Origin of the sequence: Halobaculum saliterrae (assembly GCF_009831625.1) — an archaeon.
GTDB lineage: Archaea > Halobacteriota > Halobacteria > Halobacteriales > Haloferacaceae > Halobaculum > Halobaculum saliterrae.
Window position 1 is genome coordinate 170,546 of sequence record NZ_WUUS01000007.1, and the last position, 25,753, is coordinate 196,298.

Below are 25,753 nucleotides of genomic sequence, written 5' to 3' on the forward strand. Positions count from 1 at the left end.
CAGTCGGCGTGACGCGACGAGAGGCCCGGAGGCGTTCCAGACCGTCGAGAACCATCAGGGACGTTCAGGTGAGTGGACCGAAAAGTACGGACGCCGCCGTGGCGGGTGGTGCCGTCCGAGCGGCACGAGACGGTTCCGTTCCAGTTCGCTCTCGACGTGCGGCCCGGCGGTCACCGGATCAGTGAGTCGGTGGCCGCCTCCGCTCGTGCACGTCGCGTTCGCCGCCCCGTTCGCGTGTTCGGGACCACCATCGGTTACGCTCGCTTCCCCCTCGATCGCTGTCACGGTCTCACTCCGTTCGACCGCGTTCGGTTCCCTCCAGCGACCTCGTGGTGCTCGTCGCCGAGCGGTCCCGTGCCGATCCGCCGACCGCCCGGGCCGCCCCGTCCGCTCGCCTCAGTCGTCGGCGGGCGGCTCCGCCTCGACGCGCGCGACGCCGATGGTGACGGCGACCCCCTCGACGGTCCACTCCTCGACGAGGTCGAAGTCCGCGTCCTCGTCGTCGACGAACGCGTCCGCGCGCGTCTCCTCGGCGACGTACTCGCGGTGGTCGTCGACGAAGCCGGCGACGCGGTCGTCGGCCACGTCCAGCGAGACGCGGATGCGCTCGTCCACCGCCAGATCCAGTTCCTTGCGCATCTCCTGGATCCGGCGGACCACGTCGCGGGCGTACCCCTCGGACTCGACGTCCTCGGTGAGCTCCGTGTCGACGTAGACCGTTCCGGAGTCGAACTCGGCGCTGACGACGCCCTCGGGCGCCTGCGAGTGGAAGGTGACCATGTCGTCGTCCAGTTCGTACACCTCGCCGTCGACCTCCACCGCGAGGCGGCCGCTGGCCTCCAGATCGGTACGGGTCGAGCCCCGGATGGCGGCCATGACCTCCTGCGCGTCGCCGCCGAAGGCGGGGCCGAGTTTCGACATCTCCGGCTCGGCGACCTCGACGAGTTCGCCGTAGGAGTCGACCACCTCGACCGACCGGCTGTTGACGCGCTCGGCGAGCAGGCTCCGAAGGTTCGACACAGACTCGCGGGTCGCCCCGTCGTCGCTCTCGACGACGACGCGCGTGACGGGCCAGCGGAGCTTCCGCTCGGCGCGCTGGCGTGCGTTCGCGGCCGCCTCCTCCACGTCGCGGAGGACGGCCATGTCCGTCTCCAGCTGTTCGTCGCGGAGGTCGTCGTCGACCCCGGGATACGCGAGCTGGTGGACCGTCGTCGCCTCGCCGTCGAGGTGCTGGTACATCCGCTCGGTGAGGTACGGCGCGTACGGGGCGAGCAGCCGCGTGACCTCCCCGAGCACGGTCGCCATCGTGTCGTAGGCGGCCCGCTTGGAGGCGCTGTCCTCGTCCTCCCACATCCGCTCGCGGATCGCCTTCACGTAGAAGCGCGACACGTCGCCCGTGACGAAGTCGAGCAGCGCGTTGAGCGCGTCGTCGACCTCGTAGTCGTCCCACGCGTCGTCCATCTCCGCCTTGACGGTCTGCAGGCGGGAGAGCACCCACTCGTCGACGACCTCCAGATCGGCACCGTGCACGTCGGGGTCGGCCGGATCGTAGCCGTCCAGCTCCATGTACGGCAGCGGGAAGCGGAACACGTTCCAGAGGATGTTGAGCGTCGACTGCATCTCGTGGAGGCCGTCCCACTCGAACGCGAGGTTCTTCTCCTGCTGCTCGTGGCTGAGGAGGTAACACCGCAGCGGGTCGCGACCGGCGGCGTCGATGGCCTCCTCGGGTTCGACGATGTTGCCCTTCGACTTGGACATCTTCGAGCCGTCGCCCATCGTCGTGAAGCCGTGCATCAGCACTTCGTCGTACGGCGACTCGCCGAGGGCGGCGGTGCCCATCCCGAGCTGCGACCAGAACCACCCGCGGGTCTGGTCGTGCGCCTCGATGATGAGGTCCGCGGGCCACAGCTCCTCGAAGTCCTCCTCGTCGCTCGGGTAGCCGATGGTGCCGAGGCTCGCGACCGAGGAGTCGAACCACACGTCGAACACGTCCGGCACGCGTTCGTAGGTGGTCCCGCCCTCGGTGATCGTCAGGTCGTCGACCGACGGCCGGTGGAGGTCGATGCTCGCGGGATCGATCTCCTGGTCGACGCGCTCCGCGAGTTCCTCGCGCGTGCCGATCACGATCAGGTCCTCGGCGTCGTACGTCTCGGCGTCCTCGGGCACCCAGATCGGGAGCGGGATCCCCCAGTAACGCTGCCGAGAGACGTTCCAGTCGGGCGCCTCCTCGACGAAGTTACGGAAGCGGCCCTCGCGGGCGGAGTGTGGATGCCACTCGGCGTCGTCGATGTTGTCGAGGAGTTCGTCCTTGATCTCGGTGATCCGGATGAACCACTGGTCGGTCGCGAGGAAGACGATGGGCGTGTCACACCGCCAGCAGTGACCGTAGCTGTGTTCGTGGGTTTCCGACGCCAGCAGCAGGCCCTTCCCGTCGAGGTCCGCGATGATGTCGTCGTTGGCGTCGCGGACGAACTCGCCCGCGTACTTGCCGCCCGCCTCGGTGTAGACGCCGTCGCCGCCGACGGGGCAGAACGGCTCCAGCCCCAGTTCCTCGCCGCGCTCGAAGTCCTCCTGTCCGTGGCCGGGCGCGGAGTGAACGAGCCCGGTGCGGTCGGCCTCGACGTACTCGGCGGTGTACACCTCGCCGGCGCCCTCGAAGCTCGGGTGCTCGGGAACCTCCTCTGCGAGCGGGTGGTCGTACTCCCAGCCGACCAGTTCCTCGCCCGAGTGCTCGGCGACGACCTCGTAGTCGTCGTAGCGGCCGCGCGAGAGGGCGTCCTCGACGGTGGATTCGGCGAGGAACAGCGTCTCCGTCTCCCCGCCCTTCGTGGCCTCGACCTCCTGATAGGTGAGGTCGGCGCCGACGGCGATGAAGGTGTTCGCGGGGATGGTCCACGGGGTCGTCGTCCAGATCACGAGGTGACCGTCGCGGTCGCGGAGGGGGAACTTCACGTAGATCGAGGGGGACTCGATCTCGTCGTACTCGACCTCGTTGTTGGCGATGGCGGTTTCACACCGTGGGCACTGCGAGATGGAGCGTTTGCCCTGCTCGACGAGGCCGCGCTCGTGGACCTGCTGGAGCGCCCACCACGCCGACTCCATGTACTCCGGCTCGACGGTCTGGTACGGGTCGTCCCAGTCCATCCAGGCGCCGATGGACTGGAAGTCCTCGTCCATGTTCTCGCGGTTGCGGACGGCGAACTCCCGGCACTCCTCGATGAAGTTCTCCATGCCGAACTCCTCGATGTCGCGCTTGGTCTCGAAGCCGAGCTCCTGCTCCACCTTCGTCTCGATGGGGAGCCCGTGCATGTCGTAGCCGGGGCGGTCGGTCACGTCGTGCCCCTGCATCCGCGTGTACCGGATGACGGTGTCCTTGAGGGTCTTGTTCCAGGCCGTCCCCAGGTGCATCTGCCCGGTGGTGTACGGCGGGCCGTCAACGAAGAAGAACGAGGGATCGTCGGCGTGTGCCTCCTTCGTCGCCTCGTAGGCGTTCGTCTCGTCCCAGCGCTCGGAGACGGCGGCCTCCACCGCCTCCGGCGTGTACTGGTCCGAGATGTCGCTGTCGTCCATGCTCGGTGTGAACCGGCGCGAGGTTATCAAGTCGGTGGTCCTGTGGCGTCCGTTGCCGAGGCATGGGGAGCTGAGCGGAGCGGGACCCGGACGTGAACGGGGAACGACGCGACCTGCGAACGGAGTGAGCGAGGTGGGACATCGAAGTACGGTAACCGGGATACGACACGGCCTCCGACCGTGGTAACGCTCTTCACGGCGGCCGACGACCACCGTGTCGTGTCCTCCATCGACGCGGTCAACGAGTTGCTCGCCGAGCGCCCCACGCTCTCGTTTGTGCTCTTGATGACGGTTCCCGCGTTCGTGTACATCGCCGTCGGCATCGCGGACGGCCGATCCGTCGCGAGCGTCGCCCCCAGCGGGGCGACCATCGGTGCCACCTTCGCCGTCGTGACGACGGTCCTCCGCCGCGTCTTCGAGTGACCACGCTTTCCGCCCCGCGATCTCATCCGTGAGAACCACGGGAGAGCGTTCTTATCGCCGGATCGGATACCCCCGTCAATGAGCGACGCAGACGATCCGGACCCGGAGGACGACGCTCCCGACGAGGAGGGGCCGGTTCGGGACGTCGTCCGCGTCGACGGGCCGGAGTCGCCCGACGAGGACGCCGGGGACGACGAGGGGCCGCCGGTCGGTCGGGAGGGCGTGATGGACCCCGACGAGCTCGACATCCGCGGACGCGACGGCGTCGACGAGACGGACGACGGGCGATACGTCATCTCCACCGGCGGGGAGGATCAGGCCGACCCCCGCGACGACGTCCCCGGCGGGTCACGCGGGGCCGGCGGCGACCGCGACGGCGTGACCGGAGACGACGGGGCGGGCGCCACCGATCCGCCGGAGGACGCCGGCCCCGCCCCTGACGTGACCGGCACGGACGGATGGGCGGACGCGGCCGACTCCACGCGGGCCGCCTCGGTCGCGTCCGCGAGCCGCGACGCCGACGGCGACCCGCTGGACGCCGTCGTCGCGGAGCTGGACGCGCTCTCGGCGTCGCACGGGTTCGCGCTCGCGGTCGCCGCGGGCGGCGAGACGGACACCCTGCGGGTCGCCTCGGGCGACCCGACGGACACGCTCGCGACGGCGCTGCGGTGGTACGCCCGCCGCGTCAACCCCGACGAACCGGCCGAGGAGACGATCGCCGCGCTGCTTGCCTCGTCGGACCTCGACGTCCGGTAGCTCGTCTCGGTTCGAGCCGTCGCCGCCGACCCGGGGGCCCGCGGTCGGCTCCCGACCCGGACAGCCGTCCGCACCGCACGCTCGGTTCCGTCACGTCTCGACCGCCCCGAAGCTTATGCGACAAGCGACTGTCGTGGACGTATGATAGAACGCGTCCTCGTCCCGATGGACGAGTCCGAGACGGCCGAGCGAGCGCTCCGACACGCGCTCGAGGCCCATCCGGAGGCGGAGATCGTCGTCCTCCACGTCGTGGGCGAGCCGTCCGGGATGATGGGCGCGGCGGCGGGCATGGCCCTCCAAGAGGACGCCGAGCAGGCGGCCGAGGACGCCGCGGACGACCTCTTCTCCCGGGCCGAGGAGATCGCGGCGGAGTACGACGCGACGGTCGAGACGGAGGTCGGTTGGGGAAACGCCGCCAAGGAGATCGTCAGGCTGGCTGAGGGGGTCGACCTGCTCGTGATCGGCGCCCACACGGGCGGGGTGGCCGAGCGACTGTTCGTCGGCAACGTCGCGAGGAGTATCGTCCAGAACTCGCCGGTTCCGGTGACCGTCGTCCACTGACGGGCCGTCCGGGGAGCCGTCGGTCACGCCGGCGACGCGACTGCTCGGGGTGCAGCGGACGTGGACCGTTGAACGTGGACCGTGACTGCTCCGGGTGCGCCTCGCGGTCGTGAACGCTCGAGGGAGCGGACGTGGAAAGCCGTAAGCCCCCGCCCTCCGAAGCCGGTGTCATGAGCGACGACGAGGGGCTCGCGCTGACGGTCCGCGGCGCGGCCAAGCGCGACGCCGGGCGCGGAATCGCGCGCCTGTCCGACGCGACGATGAGCGATCTCGGGGTGTTGTCCGGGGAGACGGTCGTCATCGCCGGCGATCGCGAGACCGCCGCGAAGGTGTGGCCCGCGGGGACCGACGCCGGGGACGGCGAGGTCCTCGTCGACGGCGAGACGCGCGCCAACGCCGGCGCCAAGATCGGCGAACAGGTCCGCGTGCACAAGGAACGCGTCGGCGAGGCGGACGCCGTCACGCTGACCGCGCCCGCCGCGCTCGACGGCGTCGACATCGACGACGACACGCTCGCGCGCGCTGCGAAGCGCGACCTGGACGGCCGCCCGGTCAGCGCCGGCGAGCAGGTCCGCATCCCGCACCTCGGCGGCAACGTGTTCGTCGTCGAGTCGACCCGGCCGGAGGGGCCGGTGCGGATCCACGACGGGACCCGCGTCGCCGTCGAACGGCGCGACTCCGCGGGGACGACCGTCGCGGGCGACGACGGGAGCGGCGTGAACGCCTCCTCGTCGGGGACGGGTGCGTCGGTCGACCTCCCGACGCGCGACCGTCGAGCGGGCGAGGGGGACGGACGGCCCGGCGAGCGGGGGGCCGACGGCACCTCGCGGTCCGGTACTGGCGACGCCGCCGGTCCCGCGGCGTCGACGCCGCCGGCCGGCGGCATCACCTACGAGGACATCGGCGGCCTCGACGAGGAACTCGATCTGGTACGCGAGACGATCGAGCTCCCGCTGTCGGAGCCGGAGGTGTTCGCCCGCCTCGGCATCGACCCGCCGAAGGGCGTCCTCCTGCACGGCCCGCCCGGTACCGGGAAGACGCTGATCGCGAAGGCCGTCGCCAACGAGGTCGACGCGACCTTCATCTCGGTGTCCGGTCCGGAGATCACGTCGAAGTACAAGGGCGAGAGCGAGGAGAAGCTCCGCGAGATATTCGCGGAGGCGAACGAGTCGGCGCCCAGCATCGTCTTCTTCGACGAGATCGACTCGATCGCCGGGCAACGGGACGACGGCGGCGACATGGAGAACCGGATCGTCGGCCAGCTCCTCTCGCTGATGGACGGGCTCGACGCCCGCGAGGACGTGATCGTCATCGGCGCGACCAACCGGGTGGACTCGATCGATCCCGCGCTCCGCCGCGGCGGCCGCTTCGACCGCGAGATCGAGATCGGCGTCCCCGGGGAGGCGGGTCGCCGGGAGATCCTGGAGGTGCACACCCGTCGGATGCCCCTCGCCGACGACGTGGACGTCGACCGCCTCGCCGCCCGGACGTACGGCTTCGTCGGCGCCGACATCGACTCGCTGACTACCGAGGCCGCGCTGACGGCGCTGCGCCGCGCCCGCCGCGACGACAGCGAGGTCGACCTCGCGACGGTGGAGGTGACCCGCGCGGACTTCGAGTCGGCGCTGGCGGCGGTCGAGCCGTCCGCGATGCGCGAGTACGTCGCCGAGCAGCCGGACACCACCTTCGACGACGTGGGCGGGCTGACGGAGGCCAAGAAGACCCTCGAACGCGCGGTGACGTGGCCGCTCACGTACGCGCCGCTGTTCGACGCCGCGGGCGCGGATCCGCCGACGGGGGTGCTGCTGTACGGGCCGCCCGGAACCGGGAAGACGCTGCTCGCGCGTGCCATCGCCGGTGAGTCGGAGGTGAACTTCATCGAGGTCGCCGGCCCGGAGCTGCTCGACCGCTACGTCGGCGAGTCCGAGAAGGCAGTCCGGGAGGTGTTCGAGCGTGCCCGACAGGCGGCGCCCAGCATCGTCTTCTTCGACGAGATCGACGCCATCGCGACGGACCGCGGCGGCATGGGTGACTCCTCCGGCGTGGGCGAGCGCGTGGTCTCGCAGTTGCTCACCGAGCTGGACCGCGCCAGCAGCAACCCGAACCTCGCGGTCATCGCGGCGACGAACCGTCGGGAGGCGCTCGACGACGCGCTCGTGCGCCCCGGTAGGCTGGAGAGCCACGTCGAGGTACCGCTGCCGGACGTGGAGGGGCGCCGGAAGATCCTCGCGGTCCACACCGAGCGCACGCCGCTTTCCGAGGACGTGGATCTGGACGACGTGGCCGACCACACCGAGGGGTACTCGGGGGCGGAACTCACTGCCGTCGTCCGGGAGGCGACGATGCGGGCGGTCGAACGAGTCGCCGACGAGTTCGGCGACGAGGCGAACGACCACGCCGACGCGCTGTCGGTGACGATGGCGGATCTGGAGGCCGCGCTGGAACGAGTCACCCCACAGTCGTCACGCGAGTGACGGCGGGAGGCGACGCAGCGACCGGCCCGTCGGGTCAGGACGAGCGCGACCTACGGAAACCGGTTCATCCGTCCGTCTCCTTCCACTCGTCCGGCTCGCCCTCCCGAAACTCGCCCTTCGCATGACGCTCCCGGGGCCAGAAGGCGACACTCAGCAGAGCGATGTAGAACACGCCGACGACTGCGACCACGGCGACGCCGGGGACACGGCCGATCCCGGCGGTCGTAAGCCAGCCTTGTCCCGACGAGAACGCCGAGATCCTGAAGAGCCATTTGACGAGTAACACGCCGAGCAACCCGAGATACACGCGCTTCAGCCGGTTCGCGAGCGCCTCGAGGAACGAGACCTTCAGGGTCGGCCTCCGATAATCGCTGTTCAGTTCCACCCGCCACTCGTGACTCCGACGCCCTCGGACGGATCGAGGACGTTCGCGAACAGGTTCTGCTGGAGGAGACGGACGCGCGAGCGAAAGAGGTCGTAGTCCCGGTAGCGTCGCGCCTCGACACCCAGAAAGATGGTGACGACGACGACCCCGACCAGCAAGATGTAGTGGGGGTTCCCGTCGCTCGAGAACGCCCACGTCAGGATCGCGGCCAACACGGTGACCGCCCACGTCGTTGTCTGGTCGAGGCGCTGGCGCCAGGTGCCCACTCGGTCGATCTCTCCGCGATACGCGTGGGCCATGACCGAACCGAGCCCCGAGTTGTCGTCGACCATCTCGCGGCCGATCTCCCGCCGGTCCGGCGTCGTCGGGTCGAACTCGTCGCCCCTCGGGTCAGCCATACCGAGGAGTCGGGTCCGCGTTCCATAAGCGGCGACAGTGATGGTATGTGCGCTGAAACCGATCGAGCACTACACTGACCGCGAACGGGGGCGAACTGGGCCACTGATCCGCCCGAAATCGCCACGCGGTAGCTGTCCCGACTCATGGACTCGATGAGTCCGCCTCACGAGTCGGTGGGCCTCCCGCTCGTCGCGCCGCTTCCGGCGAGCACCTCGAAGTCGAGGGAGTCGTCGGGTGCGTGGTACTCGGTCGACGGCGGTGTACGCGATGTGCTCACCGAGAATCATCCCCGTCGAAGAGAATCGACGGTATAGAACGTTCTACCGAATATCGCGCCGCTATGAAGTTGAATGGAATGGGGTCGGAGGGATTTGAACCCCCGATCGACTGATATCTCCGGTCGGCACCTCGGTACTCCAGAGGGTCGTCGTCGCGTCCGATGATCAGTCGGACGCTCGGTATATCAGTCTGGAGTTCGTCACCGGGCGCGTTGCCTCTGGAGTCAGTCGCCATACCGGGCTTGGCCACGACCCCGTGCACCCATCACTATCCCGGAGCGCCGTAAAGGGATTTCGATCGGATCTCGCCCCTCCCGGATCGCTCCCGGACCGACCGGTCGTCCCCCGCTCACTCGCGGTCGGTCTCGCCCCACGAGCACTCCTGGCACTTGTATGCCGTCACGAACTCGGTGACGCTCGGCATGTACCCCACCGAGAGCACGTCGCCGCCGCAGTCGGGGCAGTCGCGGTCGGCGTCCTCGATCGGCTCGGCGTCCATCACGGAATCTCCCTCGACCAGTTCGGCGAGTCGCTCGGGGGTCACCATTCGCCCCTCGACGACGCGGTTGCTCATGGCCCGTGGTCGGCACCGGATCGGGTAAAACTCCCCGGTCCGGCGGGGTGCGGCGTCGGGGCGACGACGCGACGCCCGCTCACAGCCAGGGTTCGCGGGAGGGCTCGCCGTCGGAGTCGTCGTCCGTATCGTCCGTCGTCTCACCGGCCTCGGCGGAGTCGACGGGATCGATCCCCGCCGTCGGCGCCGTCGGCGAACTCCCGAAGGCGACGCCGGAGGCTGGTTCGTCGGCGGCGGCCGCGTCCGTCGCGGCGACCGCGCCGCCGTCCACCTCGTCGCCGCCATCGGTGGTCACGGCGCTGGCCGGCGTGTCGGCCCCCGAGTCCGAGGCGCCGTATCCGGCGTCGTCCGGCCCCGGACCCTCGGTCTCCGCCGAGTCGGCCGCGGCATCGGCGTTCGGGTCGTACGCGAACAGCGCCGTGACGACGAGCACGCCGAGCGCGACCGGCTGCTCCGTCGGGAGCAGCCCCAATACCGACAGCGAGAGGATCCCGAGGGCCACCGACGAGCCGAAGCGGAACCGATCGATGTCGACGCGGCCCCGCAGGCGGTCACCGGCCACCGCGACCGAGAGGGCGAACGCGACGCCGACGCCCGCGGCCGCTCCGGCACGAGCGAGCAGGTCGGGGTTGAGCGTGACCGCCAACTCCGCGCCCGCCGGCTGGAACGACGCGATCAGGCCGAGGCCGATGATCGCCCCGGGACTGGGGAGGTACTCGCCGATCTCGGCGCTGGCGGTCTTGGCCGCCACCGCGAGGATCACGAGCCCGGCGAAGCGGTGGAACACGTCGGTGTTCAGCAGGCTCTGGATCGTCTCCGCCAGCGCCGCCTCCGCCATCGCCACCGGGACGAGCACGACGCCGAGCAGGAGGACGGAGACGGCCTTCTCACGGGGCGTTCCCTCCATCTCGGCGAGCACGACGGCCACGGTCGCAGAGCCGCCGAAGATGAGGAGGCCGGTCTCGATGATGCCGAACGGCATCGTGAGCGCGCCCGCGATGACGAGCGCCGGGAAGATGCCGTCGACCAGCGGCAGTCCCATGACGGTCGCGAGCAGTCGGGTCGCGCCGCCGACGCGCCGCTCCAGGCGGAGCGCGATCGGGTGTGCTGAGCTGCTCACGGCTCAGCGAGACGGCCCGGCATAACCCGAGACCGGACGGGAGTCTGGTGACGAACCGGAGTCGACGGACGCTCGGGCGGAGCAACGCGGGAGGCGTTCTCCGGTGCACCAGTCGAGCCCGCGTTTGAACGGAATAAATGTCGGGAGTGCAGCGTTGTCGCTCACTCGGCCGACGATACCCGTTGCAGTGCGGGACTCGAAGTCCATACTCCCACTGTATCGCAGGTGAGACTTAATCGTTGCGTGGGACGTGCCCACACGGTACGAGCGAATCCTCGGCGATTTTTAAATATCGGTGCTACGGTTCTACGAGACAATTCGATTTACTCCGTCATACCATCGATATCCGACCACGGATCGAGCAAGTATTGCTTCCCCGTTCCGGTCCCGATCCGGCCGTCCTCCCTCCCGCCGCGTCGACCTCGCTGGCGCCGTCCCCACTGGCGCGGATCTCGTTCTCTCGGTTGACGTTCCGCGCGGACGCTCGGGCACGGTCTCACCGTCGGGTGTGTCGTCGCTTCCGATCCTCGACAACGCACACTTCGGTGCACGGGCCCGTCAGTGTGCACCCCGGTGTACCACGACCGCCTTGGCGCGCGGAAACCACCACGAATCTGTACACGTCCGTGTGTTACTCACTGTCCAAGCGCCCCGATTCTCGCAACGCTTTTGCGGTGTCCCCGAACACCGTTGATATGGCGAACGACGGATCCGACGGAACTCCGTTCTCAGGGAAGCTCGAGGTACCGGAAGCGCTGACGTTCGACGACGTCCTGTTGCGCCCCAAGGAGAGCCGGGTCGAGCCCGACGAGGCCGACGTCTCCACGCGCGTCTCGTCCAACGTCGAGTTGACGATCCCGGTGCTCTCGGCGGCGATGGACACCGTCACCGAGTCCGAGCTGGCGATCGCGATGGCCCGCGAGGGCGGCCTCGGCGTGCTCCATCGCAACATGGACGTTGAGGAGATGGTCGCGGAGGTCGAGCGCGTCAAGCGCGCCGACGAGCTCGTGATCCGACGCGAGAACGTCGTCACCGCCTCGCCGGACCAGACCGTCCGCGAGGTCGACGCGATGATGGAACGCGAGGGGGTCTCCGGCGCGCCCGTCGTCGACGAGGACGACGCCGTGCTCGGCATCATCTCCGGCACCGACATCCGCCCGTATCTGGAGGTCGGCGAGTCCGACGCGGTGTCGGAGGCGATGACCGACGAGGTCATCACCGCCCCCGAGACCGTCGACGCCCGCGAGGCGCTCGAACTCATGTACGACCACAAGATAGAGCGCGTCCCCGTCGTCGACGGCGACGACCGCCTCGTCGGCCTCGTGACGATGCAGGGCGTGCTCGCGCGCCGCGAGCACACCGACGCCGCCCGCGCCGAGGACGGCTCGCTCCGCGTCGGCGTCGCCGTCGGCCCGTTCGAGGAGGAGCGCGCCGTCGCCGCCGACGAGGCGGGCGCGGACGTGCTGTTCATCGACTGCGCGCACGCACACAACCTCAACGTCCTCGACTCCGCGGAGGCCATCAAGGCCGAGGTCGACGCCGACGTGGTCGTCGGCAACGTCGGCACCCGGGAGGCCGCCGAGGCCGCCGTCGACTTCGCGGACGGGTTGAAGGTCGGGATCGGCCCGGGCTCGATCTGTACCACGCGCGTCGTGAGCGGGGCGGGCATGCCCCAGATCACCGCCGTCGCACAGGTGGCGGACGTGGCCGCGAGCGAGGACGTGCCCGTCATCGCCGACGGGGGGATCCGCTACTCCGGCGACGCCATCAAGGCGATCGCCGCCGGCGCCGACGCCGTCATGCTCGGCTCGTACTTCGCGGGCACCGACGAGGCGCCCGGCCGCGTCATCACGATGAACGGCAAGCGATACAAGCAGTACCGCGGCATGGGCTCGGTCGGCGCGATGTCGGAGGGCGGCGGCGAACGCTACCTCAAGGACGCCGAGGAGGACGAGGAGTTCGTCCCCGAGGGCGTCGAGGCCGCGACCCCGTACAAGGGACCGCTCTCGGGGGAGCTCCACCAGCTCGTCGGCGGCATGCGCTCGGGAATGGGCTACGTCGGCGCCGAGACCATCCCCGGGTTCAAGCAGCGCGCTGAGTTCGTCCGCGTCTCCCAGGCCGGCCAGACCGAGGGCCACCCGCACGACGTCACGATCACCGACGAGGCACCGAACTACAGCCCCGAGTGAGGGTGACGCTTCCGAGGGCACGAACGGCGCGTCGCCAACGGTCGGGTCTCGCCGGACGGGGTCCCCGACTCGAACCGGGGCGGCTCGAACGCCGCTGAACTCCGTGACCGCGGTTCGATAGGCGGTCGGCGGGTCTCGGGTTCCTCGGCCGGTAGCCTTTCGACGGCGGTCGACGTAGGATCCGTCGGTGGCTGGTGGCCACCGCGGACTGAGGCACCACAGCGGGCTCGACGCGAGACCGTCGCCCGACCCACACCCGTTTTCCGATCGAATGTCCCGCATCGCATACGGTTAAGTACCCGGCGGTGACAACACCAATCGATGGCCGGACGGCGTCGGTACGCTCGGACGTTCGCTCGACGCGGAGTGACCCGACCGGCATGCGGCAAGGGGAAACTTGTTGTCGGTTCGTCGGTCAACGACGGACAGGCAGGGGGAATGCAACAGCATGAGTGAGGACACGGACGCCGCGGAGTCGGCCGGCGAGCGGCCGGTCGTCCTCGTGGTCGAGGACGAACCCGACCTCGCCGACCTGTACGCGGCGTGGCTCGGCGGTGACTACGAGGTCCGGACCGCGTACGGCGGGGAGGAGGCCCTCGAGGAGCTCGGCGACGGCGTCGACGTGATCCTCCTCGACCGGCGGATGCCCGGCCTCTCGGGCGACGAGGTGCTCGACGAGGTGCGCGCCCGCGGCATCGACGCCCGCGTCGCGATGGTCACCGCCGTCGAGCCGGACTTCGACATCATCGAGATGGGGTTCGACGACTACCTCGTCAAGCCGGTCACCCGTGAGTCGCTGCTGGAGACCGTCGAGGGGCTGTACTCCCGCTCCACGTACGACTCGCGGGTACAGGAGTTCTTCGCGGTCTCCTCGAAGATGGCCGTCCTGGAGGCGGAGAAGGGGCGCGCCGCGCTCGAGGAGTCCGACGAGTACGAGTCGCTCGAGGAGCGCGCGCGCGAGCTCCGGGAGGGCCTCGACGAGGACGTCTCCGGCTTCGGCGACGGGGACTTCGAGCGGGCGTTCCGCGACCTCGACGCCGACGGCGACGACGCGGACGACGACCTGTTCGACGAGGGCTTCGACGACGAGTTCGAGGACCTCTGAACGACGCCGGGCCGTCACGACAGCGCGCGACCGCGCACGACCGCGCGCAGTCGCGACGGCGAGGGCAAACGACTGCAGTTCTCTCGGCGGCTCCGTGACCCGGATCGACTACGAGAGGAACCGTTCGATCCGCGCCATCGCCTCCTTGAGGTCGTCCAGTCCGGTCGCGTACGAGATCCGGATGTGGCCCTCGCCGCCGGCGCCGAAGGCGGTGCCCGGGACGGCGGCCACGCCTTCCGCCTCCAGCAGTTCGGTCGCGAACGCGCGGGCGTCCCCGTCGGGTGCCAGCTCCGCGACCCGCGGGAACGCGTAGAACGCGCCGCCGGGCTCCGACACCTCGATGCCGAGCTCGCGCAGTCGCGAGACGACGTAGCGTCGCCGCCGGTCGTACTCCCGGCGCATCCGCTCGACCTCGTCGTCGCATCGCTCGATGGCCGCCAGCGCGGCGTGCTGTGCGGTCGTCGGCGCCGACAGCATCGCGTACTGGTGGACCTTCGTCATCGCGTCGATCGCCGCCTCCGGGCCCATCGCGTACCCCAGCCGGAGGCCCGTCATCGCGTACGCCTTCGAGAAGCCGTTGATGACGACCGTGCGCTCGCGCATCCCCGGCCGCGTCGCGACCGACTGGTGGTCGCCCTCGTAGGTGAGCGCGGCGTAGATCTCGTCGGCGACGACGAGCAGGTCGTGCTCGCGACAGAACGCGGCGACGGCGTCCATCTCGTCGGCGTCCATCGTCGCGCCGGTCGGGTTGTTCGGGTAACACAACACCAGCACGTCCGCCTCGTCGGCGCCCGCCTCGCGCAGCGCCTCGGGCGTGAGCGCCCAGTCGTCCTCGTGGCGGGTGTGAACCGGAAGCGGCTCCCCGCCGGCGAAGCGAACGCCCGGCTCGTAGGAGACGTACGTCGGGGTCGGGAGCGCCACGGTGTCCCCGGGGTTCACGAACGCCCGGAACGCCAGATCGACCGCCTCGGAGGCGCCGGTCGTGACGAGGACCTCCGAGTCCGGGTCGTACGACTGGTCGTACCGGGTGACGCGCCCGCTGATCGCGCGTCGGAGGGCCGGCATCCCTCGGTTGGCGGTGTAGCTGGTGCGGCCGCGCTCCAGCGAGTCGATCGCCGCCGAGCGCGCGGGCCACGGCGCGGTGAAGTCCGGCTCGCCGACGCCCAGCGAGATCACGTCGTCGCGGTTCTCCGCGACCTCGAAGAACTCGCGGATCCCGGACGGCGGCACCGACTCGACGCGGTCGGCGGGCGCGAACCGTGCGGACTCCTCCCCGCCCTCCTCCTCCCCCGTCGGCGGGGACCCCTCGGCCGTGCCGCCGTCGGTCGCAGGTCGGTCGTCGTTCCCGGTTTCGTTCCCGTTCTCGTTGCCGCTCATGGCGTCACGGAGAGCCGGTCGTCGTCGTCGTGATCGACGAAGCGGACTCCTCGCTCCTTGAACGTCTCCATCACGTAGTGGGTGACCGTCTTCGTCACCGCCGGCAGCGGCGCCACCTCCTCTGAGACGAACCGCGACACGTCGCCCATCGACGAACCGGAGACGTTGACCGCGAAGTCGTAATCGCCCGACATCAGCCGCAGCGAGTCGACCGCCGGCGACTCGGCGATCCGGCGAGCCACGTCGTCGTAGTCGGTCTCGCGGTCCAGCTCGACGTTCACCTCGACGACGGCGCTGACGCGTTCCTCGTCGGTGGCGTCCCAGTCGACGATCGCCGTGTAGCCGCGTAGAGCCCCCGACTCCTCCAACTCGCCGAGCCGCTCCTCGACGGCCGCCTCGTCCAGACCGGTCTGGCGGGCGAGGTCGGCGGTGGACTCGCGGGCGTCCGCAACGAGCGCGTCGATCAGGGATCGGGTAGCCTCGTCCATACGTCTCGACTCGTTCGCCCGGGCAAAGCGGTTTCGCCCGGCGCGATATCAGCGAACACGGCACACGATCCGCGCCGAAGGTCGAACGCCTCCGTCCGGATTCGAACCTCTCAAAGCCGAGAGTCACTCACGGACAGCCATGAACTACATCGCCTGGTCGGTGCTGGCGCTGGCGGCGTACTCGTTCGTCGCGCCGCTGATGCGGCTGGCGACCGCCGGGGAGGGTGCGATCCCGAGCACGGTCGCCGCGTTCGTCGCCAACTCCGTGTTGGTCGTCGCGACCCTCGCGGTCATCGGCCTCACCGGGGACGGGATCGTCGAGCACCTCGCGGACCCACGGATGCGGTACGTGCTCGCGGCGGGCGCGTGCCTCGCGGTCGGCATCCTCGCGTACTACCGCGCGCTCGCGGTCGGCCGCGTGTCGATCGTCGCCCCCATCTTCGCCATGTTCTTCGTCCTCTCCTCTGCGGTCGGCGTCGTGCTCCTCGACGAACCCGTCACCGCCCGAAAGCTCCTCGGCGTCGGCTTCGCCATGGTCGCCGTCGTCCTCGTCGCCGGGGAGTGACCCCGTCGGCGCGGGTCCGACGAACCCGTCCGCGTCGACGCCGCGTTCGCCTCCACTTCCGTCGCCGTCCCCGTCGTGGCCGCGAACGTTTATCGCCGATAGCGACACAGACGCCCCCGAATGTCCGAGTCGGGACGGAACCCGGGGAGGGAGGACGGGAAGGGCGAGCGAACCCGTCGACGGTCGGTGCAGTGTCGACGGGCCGCCGCCCGCGTTCCCGATCCACCGCCCGGTACACGCCGAGGAACGGGGGAGGCCGGAGGCGACACATGGCCGGTCGAGGCGGTCGGCGTTGCTGTCGTGGTCGTCGTCGCCGCAGTCGTCGTCGCGGTCGCCGCTCAGGCGGCCGCCGCGGGTGCCGACGCGACCGTCGCCGCGTTCGCCCCGACGACGCTGGAGTCGCTCGGCATCCGTGACTGGCTCGAATGGGTGGCGGCTGCGGGGACGGCGACGGCCGTCGTGAGCGGGCTGGTCGCCGTCGCGGTCGTCGCGTACGGCGTCGCACTGGCGGTCGTACGGGTCGCGGTCGCGTAGCCTTTCAGCGGCCTTTTGTACGGTCGTGTCGATGTTCGAGACATGACCGACTTCGAGAAGGACGACAACGTCGTGCTGCACGACGAGCACAGCGAGTTCGACGGCGAGACCGGCACCGTGACGCAGGTGATGGAGACGATGTTCGGCGACGCGACCTACACGATCAGCTTCGAGGAGGGCCAGGAGCAGGGCGTCCCCGCCGACGCGCTGGAGGCGGCCGACGGCGACGCGGACGACGACGAGGAGTAACCGACGCCTTCTGCGGTCGCGCTTCGCCGACGCCGTGGGAGTTCCCGCTCGACAGCGACGCCGGTGCCCCGACGATCAGGGGAGACCGGTTCGCGCCAGGAGGGGAACGGAAGACGTCCCGGTTCGGTCCACGGCACCTCCGATGGGAGTCCAACGCTTTTCACCCCGACCCGCCTACCGGGAGTATGAGCTCCGTTCCCTTCCACTACGTCGATCTGCGGGCCTTCTGCTACGCCACGGAGGACGAGAAGCGCGTCACGGGCGCGTTGCGGACGTTCCTCCCCGAGGAGTTCGAGATCGAGCGCGTCGTCAACGCCGGCCACCACGGCGACCACATCGTCGTGCTCTCGGCGCGCGTCGAGCGCGCCGACGACGTTCGCCACGTGCTCTCGAAGCTGTCCGACCTGGCGGAGTGGGACCGCGTGCTCGCCGAGATCGACGAGCGGGTCGACGACAACAACTCGCTGTTCCTCCGCCTCGACAAGCAGGCCGCGTTCAAGGGTCGCGCCGAACTCGGGCAGGGGATCACCCTCCGTGCGAAGGTGGAGGCGTACCCCGCCAAACACGAGAAGGCCGTCGAGAACGCCCGCGAGACGTTCGCGGAGTTGGCCGAGGAGGCGGGCGAGGCCGACGATTCCGGCGGGTCCGGCGGCGAGGCGGCCTGATAGGTCACGCCGGAGGAGTCGGATCGCCGCCCGCTCGCGCGCTCAGGGCCACTTGATCGAACAGCCGCGGCTCGGGCCCGGTTCGACCGCCACGTCCTCGCCGGCGAGCACGGTGTCGATCGCGTCCTCCATGTAGTACTCGGTCGCCTCGTCGTCGGGATTGAGCGCGTCGTCGAGGCGGCCGTGGTACGCGATCGTGAACTCGCCGTCGCCCTCGTTGCGGAGGAGGAACGGATCCGGCGTGCAGACCGCGCCGTACGCCTCGGCCACCTCCGCGGTCTCGTCGCGGAGGTACGCGTCGTAGGCGATCTCGCCCGAGTCGACGTACTCCCGCATCCGCTCGACGGAGTCCTCGGGGTACTCGCCGTCGTCGTTGGGGTTGATCCCGACGACCGCGCAGTCGTCGTGCTCGGCGGCGATGCGGTTCAGAAGGTCGAACTTCGCCTGTGCGTACGGGCAGTGGTTGCAGGTGAACACCACCAACACGGCGCCGTAGTCGGCGAAGTCGGCGAGGGTGTGAGTGTCGTCGTCGACGCCGGGGAGTTCGAAGTCGGGCGCGGCGTCGCCGATGGCGAGGTCTGAGTCGGAGTCGGTCTGGACCATGGCGAACGAGGGTCGGACCGCGTGAGAGAAAACGGTTCGGCCGGCCTCCCCACCCCGCCCGGCGACTGTCGACCGCACCGACGACGTAGCGCGGGTCGAGGCGCCCGTCAATCCGCCGCCGACGGCGCCGTGTGGAACGGCTGTGCGGCGATCGACTCCCGCAGGCGCGGCAGCGCGTCGCGGCCGTGCTCGTGGGCCGCCGTCACGACCGCGAACACCTCCTCGCGGCTCACCTTCACGCCCTCGCCGGTGACGGCGCGTTCGGGGTGCTCGGACAGTTCCCGGAGCGTCCCCACCGCCAGCAGGTACGGGATGGTCCACGCCGCGAGCGTGTTGCCCTCGACCAGCGGGACGTGTTCGAGGTACGTCTGTGCGCCGTCGAGGAAGCCGCGGGCGTAGCCGGCGGTCCGGGAGACGACGGTCGCGGTGTCCTCGCGGTGCTCCGGCGCGATGACCTCCTCCTGGGGGACGCCCTCCTCCGCGAGCCACTCGGCGGGGAGGTAGACGTTGTTCTCCTCGGTGTAGTCGTCGTGGACGTCCTTCGCGACGTTGACGAGCTGCAAGAGGAGGCCGAACTCCTCGGCGACCTCGTACAGGCGCTCCGTCCGCTCGTCGTCGACGGTACCCAGCGTCGTGACGAGGTTCGTGATGAGGGTTCCCACGGTGCCGGCGACGTAGTAGCAGTACTCCTCCAGTTCGCCGCGGGTCTCGATGCGGAGGCCGCCCTCGTCGGCGTATCGCTCGACGAAGTCGGCCATCCCGGTGGCCATCTCGCGGGCGGGCGGGACGACCGCGCGGCGGACCTCCGGCGGAAGCCCCTCGAAAGTGGCGAACACGCGCTCCACCTCCGCGACGACCTCCCAGTCGGCCGACCGCTCGTCGGCCGGCGGGAGATGGCGATCGACGGAGGCGCGGAACTCGCCCGCGTCGGTGTCGTCGTCGGGGTCGAGCGCGGCGTCGAACTCCCGAAGGAGGGCCGCCTGTTCGTCGGGGGCGATGTGATCGGCGTCCTCGACGGTGTCGGCGATCCGACAGACGAGATAGCCGAGACAGATGTACGACGACATCGGCTCGTCGAGGGTGTCGACAGTCAACGCAAAGGTGCGCGACACTCCCTGCACGGCCTCGTGGCACCACGCGAGGTCGGCGCCGGGATGTGTCGCGTCGGGGCGTTCGGCGTCGGGCATTCAGTTGGAGTGGCCTATGGTAGGAGGGTTAAAAAGTACTGTGTGGTGTTTGTCGCGAGGCTGTCACGCTTGCGCCCCCGAATCACGTCGCCGATTCCGTCGATCGTGTCACCGCTCCCGCCCTCGCTCCGGCCTCCGACCCGTTCGTCGAACCGGCCCTCGATCACGTCGCCGCCGGCGAGACCGCAAAGATTGAAGCCGCACAACTCACAGGAACGACCATGGACTTCGGGCTGACCACCGAACAACGACAGATCCGCGACATGGTCGCGGAGTTCGTCGACGAGGAGATCGTGCCGCGGGCCGCCGAGATCGACGAGGAGGACGAGTTCCCCCGCGACATCGTCGACCAGATGGCCGAGCTCGGCCTGATGGGGATGCCGTTCCCCGAGGAGTACGGCGGCGCCGACCTCGACTACCACAGCTACGCGCTCGGGCTCTCGGAGATCGCCCGCGGCTCGGGCGGCCTCGGCACCGTCGTCGCCGCACACATCTCGCTGGCGGGCAACATGCTGTACGCCTTCGGCGACGAGGAGCAGAAACAGGAGTACCTCACGCCGCTCGCGGAGGGCGAGGACATCGGCGCGTTCGCGCTCTCGGAGGCGGGCGCCGGCTCCGACGTGCCGGCGATGGAGACCACGGCCGAGAAGAGCGAGGCGCGAAGCGCCTCGGAACGGAGCGGCGCAGCCGCGGAGAAGGACGGCGACGGCTACGTCGTCGACGGCGGGAAGCTGTGGATCTCGAACGGCTCGGTCGCCGACACGGTCACGCTGTTCGCCAAGACCGATCCGGACGCCGGCAACAAGGGGATCTCCTCGTTCGTCGTGCGCCCCGAGGAGGACGACGGCTTCATCGTCGAGGGAACCGAACACAAGCTCGGCGACAAGGGCTGTCCCACGGCGGAGCTCCGGTTCGACGACATGTACCTCCCCGAGGACCGCCTACTCGGCGAGGAGGGCGACGGCTTCGTGCAGGCGCTGAAGACGCTCAACGGCGGCCGGATCACCATCGCCGCCCGCGGCGTCGGGATCGCCCGCGCCGCCCTCGAGGAGGCCGCGGAGTACGCCACCGAGCGCGACCAGTTCGGCGGCCCCATCTCGCAGTTCCAGGCGATACAACACAAGATCGCCGACATGGACACGAAGCTGCAGGCCGCGGAGCTGCTGATGCACAAGGCCGCCGACCTGAAGATCAAGGGCGAGCCGTTCATCAAGGAGGCCGCGCAGGCGAAGCTGTACGCCAGCGAGATCAGCCGCGAGGTCGCCAATGAGGCGATCCAGATCCACGGCGGCTACGGCTACACGAAGGACTTCCCCGTCGAGCGCTACTACCGCGACGCGAAGCTCAACGAGATCTACGAGGGGACCAGCGAGATCCTGCGCAACACGATCGCACAACAGGTCCTCGACGAGTAACGCTCACTCGAGCGGTCCGAGCCCCGCGGGCGGACTGCGGGGGTCCGCGGAACGCTCGAACCCGGACGCGAGTTCGAACAGCCGGGGCTCGGCGAACGCCCGACCCAGCAGTTCGACGCCGACCGGCAGCCCCTCGTCGGTGGTGCCGGCGGGCACGACGATCGACGGCAGACCGGTGTGCGCCGACAGCTCGCAGTTCAGTTCCTCGAACGGCTGATGGGCCGGAATCTCGACCGGCGGGACGCGCGACGGGGGGTACAGCAGCGCGTCGAGGTCGTTCTCAACCATCGTCGCGAGCGTCTCCTCGCGCACCTCCTCCCGTCGGCGAAGCCGGCGCAGGTAGTCCGGATCGCCGCCGACCGCGGCGGGATCGACGTCGAGCGCGCCCGACTCCTCGATTCGGTCGGCGATCGGGTCGACGATCGACCCCGTCTCGACCACGTCCGCGAGCGAGTCGTGCGGCGTCGCGTCACCGATCTCGGCGAGGTACCGGGCGAGGTCGCGGGCCCACTCGTACGTCAGGACCCGCGCGCTCTCCAGCTTCCCGAGGTCGACGACCTCGACGGGATCGACGACCGTCGCGCCCGCCGACTCGAACGTCGCGATCGCGTCGTCGACGACCGCGGTCACGGCCGCCGCGTCGGCCGTCCGGGTCCCGACCCCGTCGTCCGGGTCCTCTCGGGGCCCGAAGAACTGCCGCGCGACGCCGATCCGCGCGTCGGCGAGCCCGTCGGGGTCGAGGTGGGCGACGTAGCCGCCGTCGGGGACGGCGTCGGCCCCGCGAGCCGTGACCGGGTCGGCGGGGTCGTAGCCCGCCATCGCCTCCAGCATCCGGGCGGCGTCGCCGACGGTCCGGGTGATCGGTCCGGCGGTGTCCTGCGTCAGGCTCAGCGGGACGATTCCGGTCCGGCTGACCAGCCCACGCGTCGGACGGACGCCGACGCAGGCGTTGAACGCCGGTGGCGACCGGACCGACGAGCAGGTGTCCGACCCAGTGCCGAGCGTCGCCAGATTCGCGGCGACCGCGACCGCCGTGCCGCCGCTGGAGCCGGACGGTCTGTGCGAGCGGCTGTAGGCGTTGCGCGTCTCGCCGCCGAGCGAACTGATCGTGTCGACGCCGAACGACAGCTCCTGAAGGTTCGTCTTGCCGAGGATCACCGCCCCGGCGTCCCGGAGCCGCTCGACGACGGCCGCATCGCGCGGTGGCCGAGAGTCCGCGAGCGCGACGGAGCCGGCCGTCGTCGGCATGTCGACGGTGTCGTGGTTGTCCTTCACCAGTGTCGGCACGCCGTGGAGCGGGCCGACGGGGCCATCCGCCTCGTACTGCCGGTCGAGGTCGCGGGCCCGCTCGCGGGCGTCGGAGTTCAGCGTCAGAACGGCGTTCAGTTCGTCGTCGTAGCGGTCGATCCGGTCGAGGTAGCGGTCGACGAGCGCCTCCGCGGTCACCTCGCCCGCCTCCATCGCGGCGTGCACGTCGGCGACCGTCGCCTCGAGGAGATCGAACGAGTCCGGCGTCGCTGTCGTCATCGGCTCTCGGCGGGAGCGGTGGCTGTGGTCATCGGACGCATGTCACACGTCAGCACGCGAACGAGCGCCCTGAATCTGTCGGCTGTCGCGTTCCGGACGACGGACCGAGCCGCGCGGGACCGAGCGCCTCCGCCTCCGTCGCCGTCAGTCGTCGCCGAGGGCCGCGCCGCCTTCCGCGGGGGTGTTGAGTTCCACGTTGCCCGAGAGGTCCCGCTGCGGGAACGGGATCTCGATCCCCTCCTCGTCGAAGCGCCGCTTCACGTTCGTCACGTACTCGCCGCGGATCTTCACGAAGTCCGCGCGCGAGGGGTTGTCGATCCAGATGCGGCTCTTGAGGCCGACGTAGCTGTCGGCGAGCTCCGTCAGGCGTACTGACGGCGCCGGGTCGCCGAGGATCCCGGGGTGGCGCTCGGCCTCCTCGACGATGATCTCGGTGGCGTGCTCGATGTCGTCCCCGTAGCCGATGCCGAAGAGGAACTGCAGGCGCAGGGTCTCCTTCGCCACGGGGTTCTTGATGACGTCGTCAGTGAGCTGGGAGTTCGGGACCGTCAACAGCTCGTTGTCGAAGGTCCGCACGCGGGTGACCCGGAAGGAGATGTCCTCGACGACGCCGGAGTGGTCGTCCCACTCGATCCAGTCGCCGATGCGGAACGGCTTGTCGGTGAAGATGAAGATGCCCGCGACGAAGTTCTTGATCACGTCCTGCATCGCGAAGCCGATCGCGAGCGTCGCCGCGGCGGCGATCGTCGCCAGCGACTGGAGGAAGTCCCCGTAGCCGGCGAACCCGAAGGCGACGGCGATACCGACGAAGACCACGATCACGGTGGTCAACTTCTTCAGCGGCCGCTTCGCGTGCGTTTCGAGGCCCTGCGCGTCGAGGAGGCGGCTCACGAGCGGAACGACGAGCGCCCGTCCGCCCACCACGAACGCCGCCAGCACGACGAGGAACGTGATCGCGGCGCCCGCGGGGTCGGCGAACGTCGGGGGCACGCCGAGCCCCTCCAGGAGGTCGGCGACGAACGTCGCGGGGTTCCCCGTCTCGCCGCCGGTCTGGAGGACGGGCCTCGCGACGAGGGACGCGCTCCCCGGCGTCATCGATGCAGCACGGCCGTGTGTCCGCGCGTCTCGATCAGGTCGGCCGACACCCGCTCCGACAGGTCGGCGGCGAGTTCGTCCACGTCGGTCCCCGCCTGTGCCGAGCGATGGAACTTCACCTTCACGAGGTCGCGCTCCGTCAGCTGGTCGTCGAGCTCGTCGACGACCGCCGAGACGCCCTTCTTGCCGACCCAGACGGTCACGTCGAGGTCGTGGGCCTGCTTTCGCAGATCTTGGTCAGTCATACGGCTCGCTAGCCGTGGACGCGGTTTGAAGGTTCCCGTTCGCAGCCCAGAAATCGGCGCTCCCAGCGCGTCGCAGCCGCGTTCGCCGTCTCCGGGTGGGGGTCACTCCCGGTACGGATACCGCTCGGTGGCGCCGCAGTCACAGCGGACCACCACGTGACTCCCCTCCTGCAACCTGACCCGTGCGGTGCGACCGGGAAGGAGGTACGCGTCGCACGCGTCGCAGGTGAAGCGGTCGAACCGCCGGGGGAGTCCGCAGCGGTGTCGCTCCGCGATCCGTCGGGCGAGCCTGACGGCCTCGCGCGCCCGCTCGTCGTCGCCCGCACGGGCCAGCCGGCGAGCGAACTCCGCGAGGCGGTCGATCCGCTCCTCGGCGATCGATGCGTCGTTCATCGGGAACCGTAGCGGATCGTCGACGACGCCCGCGGATAGCGGTTTCGGGTGTGTTCCCGCGGACGGGGCGCCCCCCGGGGAACGCTGGCGGGCCAGCCGTCAACCGTCGCTCGCGGGCTCGGCCCCGCCCTCCGTCGCGTCGCCGCGAGCGCCGTTCTCGACCGGATCGAGCGACCGTTCGAGCCACAGCAACGCCACGACGACGAGCCCGCACACCGCGACGAGCGTCGGCCACAGCAGGCCGGACAGGCCGAGATCGAAGAACAGTCCGCCCGCGAACGAGCCGAACCCGATGCCGAGGCGCTTGGCGACCTCGAGCATCGACAGTTGCGTCCCGCGCTCGGCCGCGCTCCCGAGGTCAGACATCAGCGCGGACGCCAGCGGGGAGTGGAGCACCTCCCCGACCGTCCGGAGGAAGAGGTGGCCGCCGACGAGCGCGACGCCCAGCAGCACCGCCGGCGCGGCGATCCCGGCGCCGTCGGGCGCGGGGAGGAGATCCGCCCCCCACGCCGCGAGCATCGCGACGGCCCAGAAGCACGCCGAGACGGCGAGCCCCCGGGTGCGGCGCCAGCCCCCGACGGCGTCGACCAGCGGGATCTGCAGGAGCACGATGGTGGCCGGGTTCACGACGTACAGCGTGCCGAGCTGTGCGGCCGTGAGTCCCAAGCCCTCCTTGGCGACGACGGGAACGGTCGTCTGCATCTGCGCGTACATCACCGCGAAGCCGACGTTGACGCCGGCCAACGCGAGCACCCGAGGCCGGGTCGCCGCCCGCCACCAAGCCGCGAGCGCGCCGGCGTTCGGGGCGGCTTCACCGCCCGAGGCGGCCGGCCGCTCCGCGTCGTCGTCCCCGCCCGCGCTGCGCGGCACGAACAGGAGGATCACCAGCGCGACGACCGCGGAGGTGGCGCCGTCGGCGACGAAGACGGCGACCGAGGCGACCGAGTAGAGGGCGCCGCCGACGACGAAGCCGGCGCCGAAGCCGACGTTGTTCGCGACCTTCAGGAGGGCGTACCCGCGGTCGCGCTCGGACGCGTCGGTGAGGTCCGCCGTCATCGCGTGACTCGCGGGCGTGTACAGCCCGCGGACGAACCCCGAGGCGACGCAGACGCCGACGAACGCGACACCGAGCGCGGAGACCCCGGTCGCGGCCTGAACCGACCCGGGCACGACGCCGGCGATCTCGGGGACGAACGCGAACGCCGCGAGCGCGACCGCCGACAGCGCCATCGACGCGACCATCACGGGCTTGCGGCCGACCACGTCGGCGAGGAGTCCGCCCGCGGCCGTCCCCGCGGCCGTCGTCACGCTCTTGGCGCCGAGCCCGAGCCCGACGACCGACAGCGCGATCCCGACCTGCAGGTGGAAGTGAACCGTCGCGAACGGGTAGACGAGCCCGCCGCCGAAGACGTTGATCAGCTGCCCCAACGCGACGACGTAGACGGCGCGGTCGAAGCCGCGGACGGCATCGAGCGACGGTCGGTGCACGCCGCGGCCTTCGACGAACGGACAGGTGAACCGTACGGTTCGACCCGGGGTATTGAATGTCGACTCTGCGTATCAAACCCAGTATTCG

23 protein-coding genes, 1 tRNA gene and 1 pseudogene are annotated in these 25,753 nt (G+C 70.2%); 11 read left to right on the plus strand and 14 right to left on the minus strand.

From position 1 onward, the window contains the following. Positions 1-396: 396 nt before the first annotated feature. Positions 397-3,570, minus strand: coding sequence for an isoleucine--tRNA ligase (gene ileS, locus GRX01_RS12285; protein WP_159667765.1), 3,174 nt, complete (start codon positions 3,568-3,570; stop codon positions 397-399). A 219-nt stretch (positions 3,571-3,789) separates the two neighbouring features. On the opposite strand from ileS, the gene GRX01_RS12290 reads away from it, so the two are divergent. The 4 genes from GRX01_RS12290 (at position 3,790) to GRX01_RS12305 (ending at position 7,784) form a co-directional block, all read left to right on the plus strand. Continuing rightward, on the plus strand, positions 3,790-3,993 hold the full coding sequence (locus tag GRX01_RS12290) for a hypothetical protein (RefSeq protein ID WP_159667768.1): 204 nt from the start codon (positions 3,790-3,792) through the stop codon (positions 3,991-3,993). A 78-nt stretch (positions 3,994-4,071) separates the two neighbouring features. After that, complete coding sequence (locus GRX01_RS12295) at positions 4,072-4,749, plus strand: DUF7500 family protein (protein ID WP_159667771.1); 678 nt, start codon at positions 4,072-4,074, stop codon at positions 4,747-4,749. Positions 4,750-4,890: 141 nt separating this feature from the next. Further along, a complete protein-coding gene (locus GRX01_RS12300; protein ID WP_159667774.1) occupies positions 4,891-5,310 on the plus strand; it encodes a universal stress protein in 420 nt (139 codons plus the stop codon). A gap of 170 nt (positions 5,311-5,480) precedes the next feature. Beyond that, positions 5,481-7,784 (plus strand): AAA family ATPase, encoded by a 2,304-nt coding sequence (locus GRX01_RS12305; protein ID WP_159667777.1) that lies wholly within the window; start codon positions 5,481-5,483, stop codon positions 7,782-7,784. A 64-nt stretch (positions 7,785-7,848) separates the two neighbouring features. Here GRX01_RS12305 and GRX01_RS19625 read toward each other — a convergent pair. From GRX01_RS19625 to GRX01_RS12325, 4 genes and pseudogenes are all read right to left on the minus strand, one after another. Then, positions 7,849-8,567 (minus strand): annotated as a pseudogene (locus GRX01_RS19625) (DUF2270 domain-containing protein). A 357-nt stretch (positions 8,568-8,924) separates the two neighbouring features. Continuing rightward, positions 8,925-9,102 (minus strand) — tRNA-Trp (locus GRX01_RS12315). Positions 9,103-9,195: 93 nt separating this feature from the next. Beyond that, the gene (locus tag GRX01_RS12320; RefSeq protein WP_159667780.1) at positions 9,196-9,420 is read right to left on the minus strand and encodes a DUF5795 family protein; all 225 of its coding nucleotides are present in this window, start codon (positions 9,418-9,420) and stop codon (positions 9,196-9,198) included. 79 nt (positions 9,421-9,499) lie between these two features. After that, positions 9,500-10,540 carry a DUF5794 domain-containing protein gene (locus GRX01_RS12325; protein ID WP_321168074.1) on the minus strand — a complete coding sequence of 347 codons (1,041 nt, stop codon included), beginning with the start codon at positions 10,538-10,540 and terminating at the stop codon, positions 9,500-9,502. A 695-nt stretch (positions 10,541-11,235) separates the two neighbouring features. Between GRX01_RS12325 and guaB the strand changes: the two genes are divergently transcribed. Both guaB and GRX01_RS12335 read left to right on the plus strand, forming a co-directional pair. Beyond that, positions 11,236-12,729, plus strand: coding sequence for an IMP dehydrogenase (gene guaB / locus GRX01_RS12330; RefSeq protein ID WP_159667783.1), 1,494 nt, complete (start codon positions 11,236-11,238; stop codon positions 12,727-12,729). Between the two features lie 448 nt (positions 12,730-13,177). Further along, entirely contained in the window at positions 13,178-13,834 is a 657-nt protein-coding gene (locus tag GRX01_RS12335) for a response regulator transcription factor (RefSeq protein WP_159667786.1), read from the plus strand. Positions 13,835-13,942: 108 nt separating this feature from the next. On the opposite strand, the gene GRX01_RS12340 is transcribed toward GRX01_RS12335, so the two are convergent. Both GRX01_RS12340 and GRX01_RS12345 read right to left on the minus strand, forming a co-directional pair. Then, the gene (locus GRX01_RS12340) at positions 13,943-15,211 is read right to left on the minus strand and encodes a pyridoxal phosphate-dependent aminotransferase (protein ID WP_159667789.1); all 1,269 of its coding nucleotides are present in this window, start codon (positions 15,209-15,211) and stop codon (positions 13,943-13,945) included. Next, positions 15,208-15,699 carry an Lrp/AsnC family transcriptional regulator gene (locus tag GRX01_RS12345; protein WP_159667792.1) on the minus strand — a complete coding sequence of 164 codons (492 nt, stop codon included), beginning with the start codon at positions 15,697-15,699 and terminating at the stop codon, positions 15,208-15,210. The genes GRX01_RS12340 and GRX01_RS12345 overlap by 4 nt, the downstream gene beginning before the upstream one ends. Before the next feature lie 139 nt (positions 15,700-15,838). Here GRX01_RS12345 and GRX01_RS12350 point away from each other — a divergent pair, with 139 nt between their 5' ends. The 4 genes from GRX01_RS12350 to GRX01_RS12365 all read left to right on the plus strand — a co-directional run bounded on the left by GRX01_RS12350 (position 15,839) and on the right by GRX01_RS12365 (position 17,712). Further along, positions 15,839-16,264 carry an EamA family transporter gene (locus GRX01_RS12350; protein WP_159667795.1) on the plus strand — a complete coding sequence of 142 codons (426 nt, stop codon included), beginning with the start codon at positions 15,839-15,841 and terminating at the stop codon, positions 16,262-16,264. Positions 16,265-16,384: 120 nt separating this feature from the next. Continuing rightward, complete coding sequence (locus GRX01_RS12355) at positions 16,385-16,798, plus strand: hypothetical protein (RefSeq protein ID WP_159667798.1); 414 nt, start codon at positions 16,385-16,387, stop codon at positions 16,796-16,798. A gap of 42 nt (positions 16,799-16,840) precedes the next feature. Next, complete coding sequence (locus tag GRX01_RS12360; RefSeq protein ID WP_159667801.1) at positions 16,841-17,047, plus strand: DUF1918 domain-containing protein; 207 nt, start codon at positions 16,841-16,843, stop codon at positions 17,045-17,047. 185 nt (positions 17,048-17,232) lie between these two features. After that, complete coding sequence (locus GRX01_RS12365) at positions 17,233-17,712, plus strand: RNA-binding protein (RefSeq protein ID WP_159667804.1); 480 nt, start codon at positions 17,233-17,235, stop codon at positions 17,710-17,712. Between the two features lie 42 nt (positions 17,713-17,754). Here GRX01_RS12365 and GRX01_RS12370 read toward each other — a convergent pair whose 3' ends face one another. Together GRX01_RS12370 and GRX01_RS12375 are read right to left on the minus strand one after the other, a co-directional pair. Beyond that, complete coding sequence (locus GRX01_RS12370) at positions 17,755-18,315, minus strand: thioredoxin family protein (RefSeq protein ID WP_159667807.1); 561 nt, start codon at positions 18,313-18,315, stop codon at positions 17,755-17,757. 107 nt (positions 18,316-18,422) lie between these two features. Further along, on the minus strand, positions 18,423-19,502 hold the full coding sequence (locus GRX01_RS12375) for a phytoene/squalene synthase family protein (RefSeq protein WP_159667810.1): 1,080 nt from the start codon (positions 19,500-19,502) through the stop codon (positions 18,423-18,425). A 221-nt stretch (positions 19,503-19,723) separates the two neighbouring features. Here GRX01_RS12375 and GRX01_RS12380 point away from each other — a divergent pair, with 221 nt between their 5' ends. Next, positions 19,724-20,917, plus strand: coding sequence for an acyl-CoA dehydrogenase family protein (locus GRX01_RS12380; RefSeq protein ID WP_159667813.1), 1,194 nt, complete (start codon positions 19,724-19,726; stop codon positions 20,915-20,917). Positions 20,918-20,920: 3 nt separating this feature from the next. Here GRX01_RS12380 and GRX01_RS12385 read toward each other — a convergent pair whose 3' ends face one another. The 5 genes from GRX01_RS12385 to GRX01_RS12405 form a co-directional block, all read right to left on the minus strand. Continuing rightward, entirely contained in the window at positions 20,921-22,444 is a 1,524-nt protein-coding gene (locus tag GRX01_RS12385; protein WP_159667816.1) for an amidase, read from the minus strand. Positions 22,445-22,588: 144 nt separating this feature from the next. Beyond that, positions 22,589-23,539, minus strand: a complete 951-nt coding sequence (locus GRX01_RS12390) for a mechanosensitive ion channel family protein (protein WP_159667819.1) — start codon at positions 23,537-23,539, stop codon at positions 22,589-22,591. Then, the gene (locus GRX01_RS12395; RefSeq protein ID WP_159667822.1) at positions 23,536-23,784 is read right to left on the minus strand and encodes a YhbY family RNA-binding protein; all 249 of its coding nucleotides are present in this window, start codon (positions 23,782-23,784) and stop codon (positions 23,536-23,538) included. Before GRX01_RS12395 ends, GRX01_RS12390 begins: the two co-directional genes overlap by 4 nt. A 102-nt stretch (positions 23,785-23,886) precedes the next feature. Further along, positions 23,887-24,177: a ribonuclease P protein component 4 gene (locus GRX01_RS12400; RefSeq protein WP_159667825.1), complete on the minus strand. Its 291-nt coding sequence runs from the start codon at positions 24,175-24,177 to the stop codon at positions 23,887-23,889. A gap of 99 nt (positions 24,178-24,276) precedes the next feature. Beyond that, a complete protein-coding gene (locus tag GRX01_RS12405) occupies positions 24,277-25,665 on the minus strand; it encodes an MFS transporter (RefSeq protein ID WP_321168075.1) in 1,389 nt (462 codons plus the stop codon). Positions 25,666-25,753: the final 88 nt, after the last annotated feature.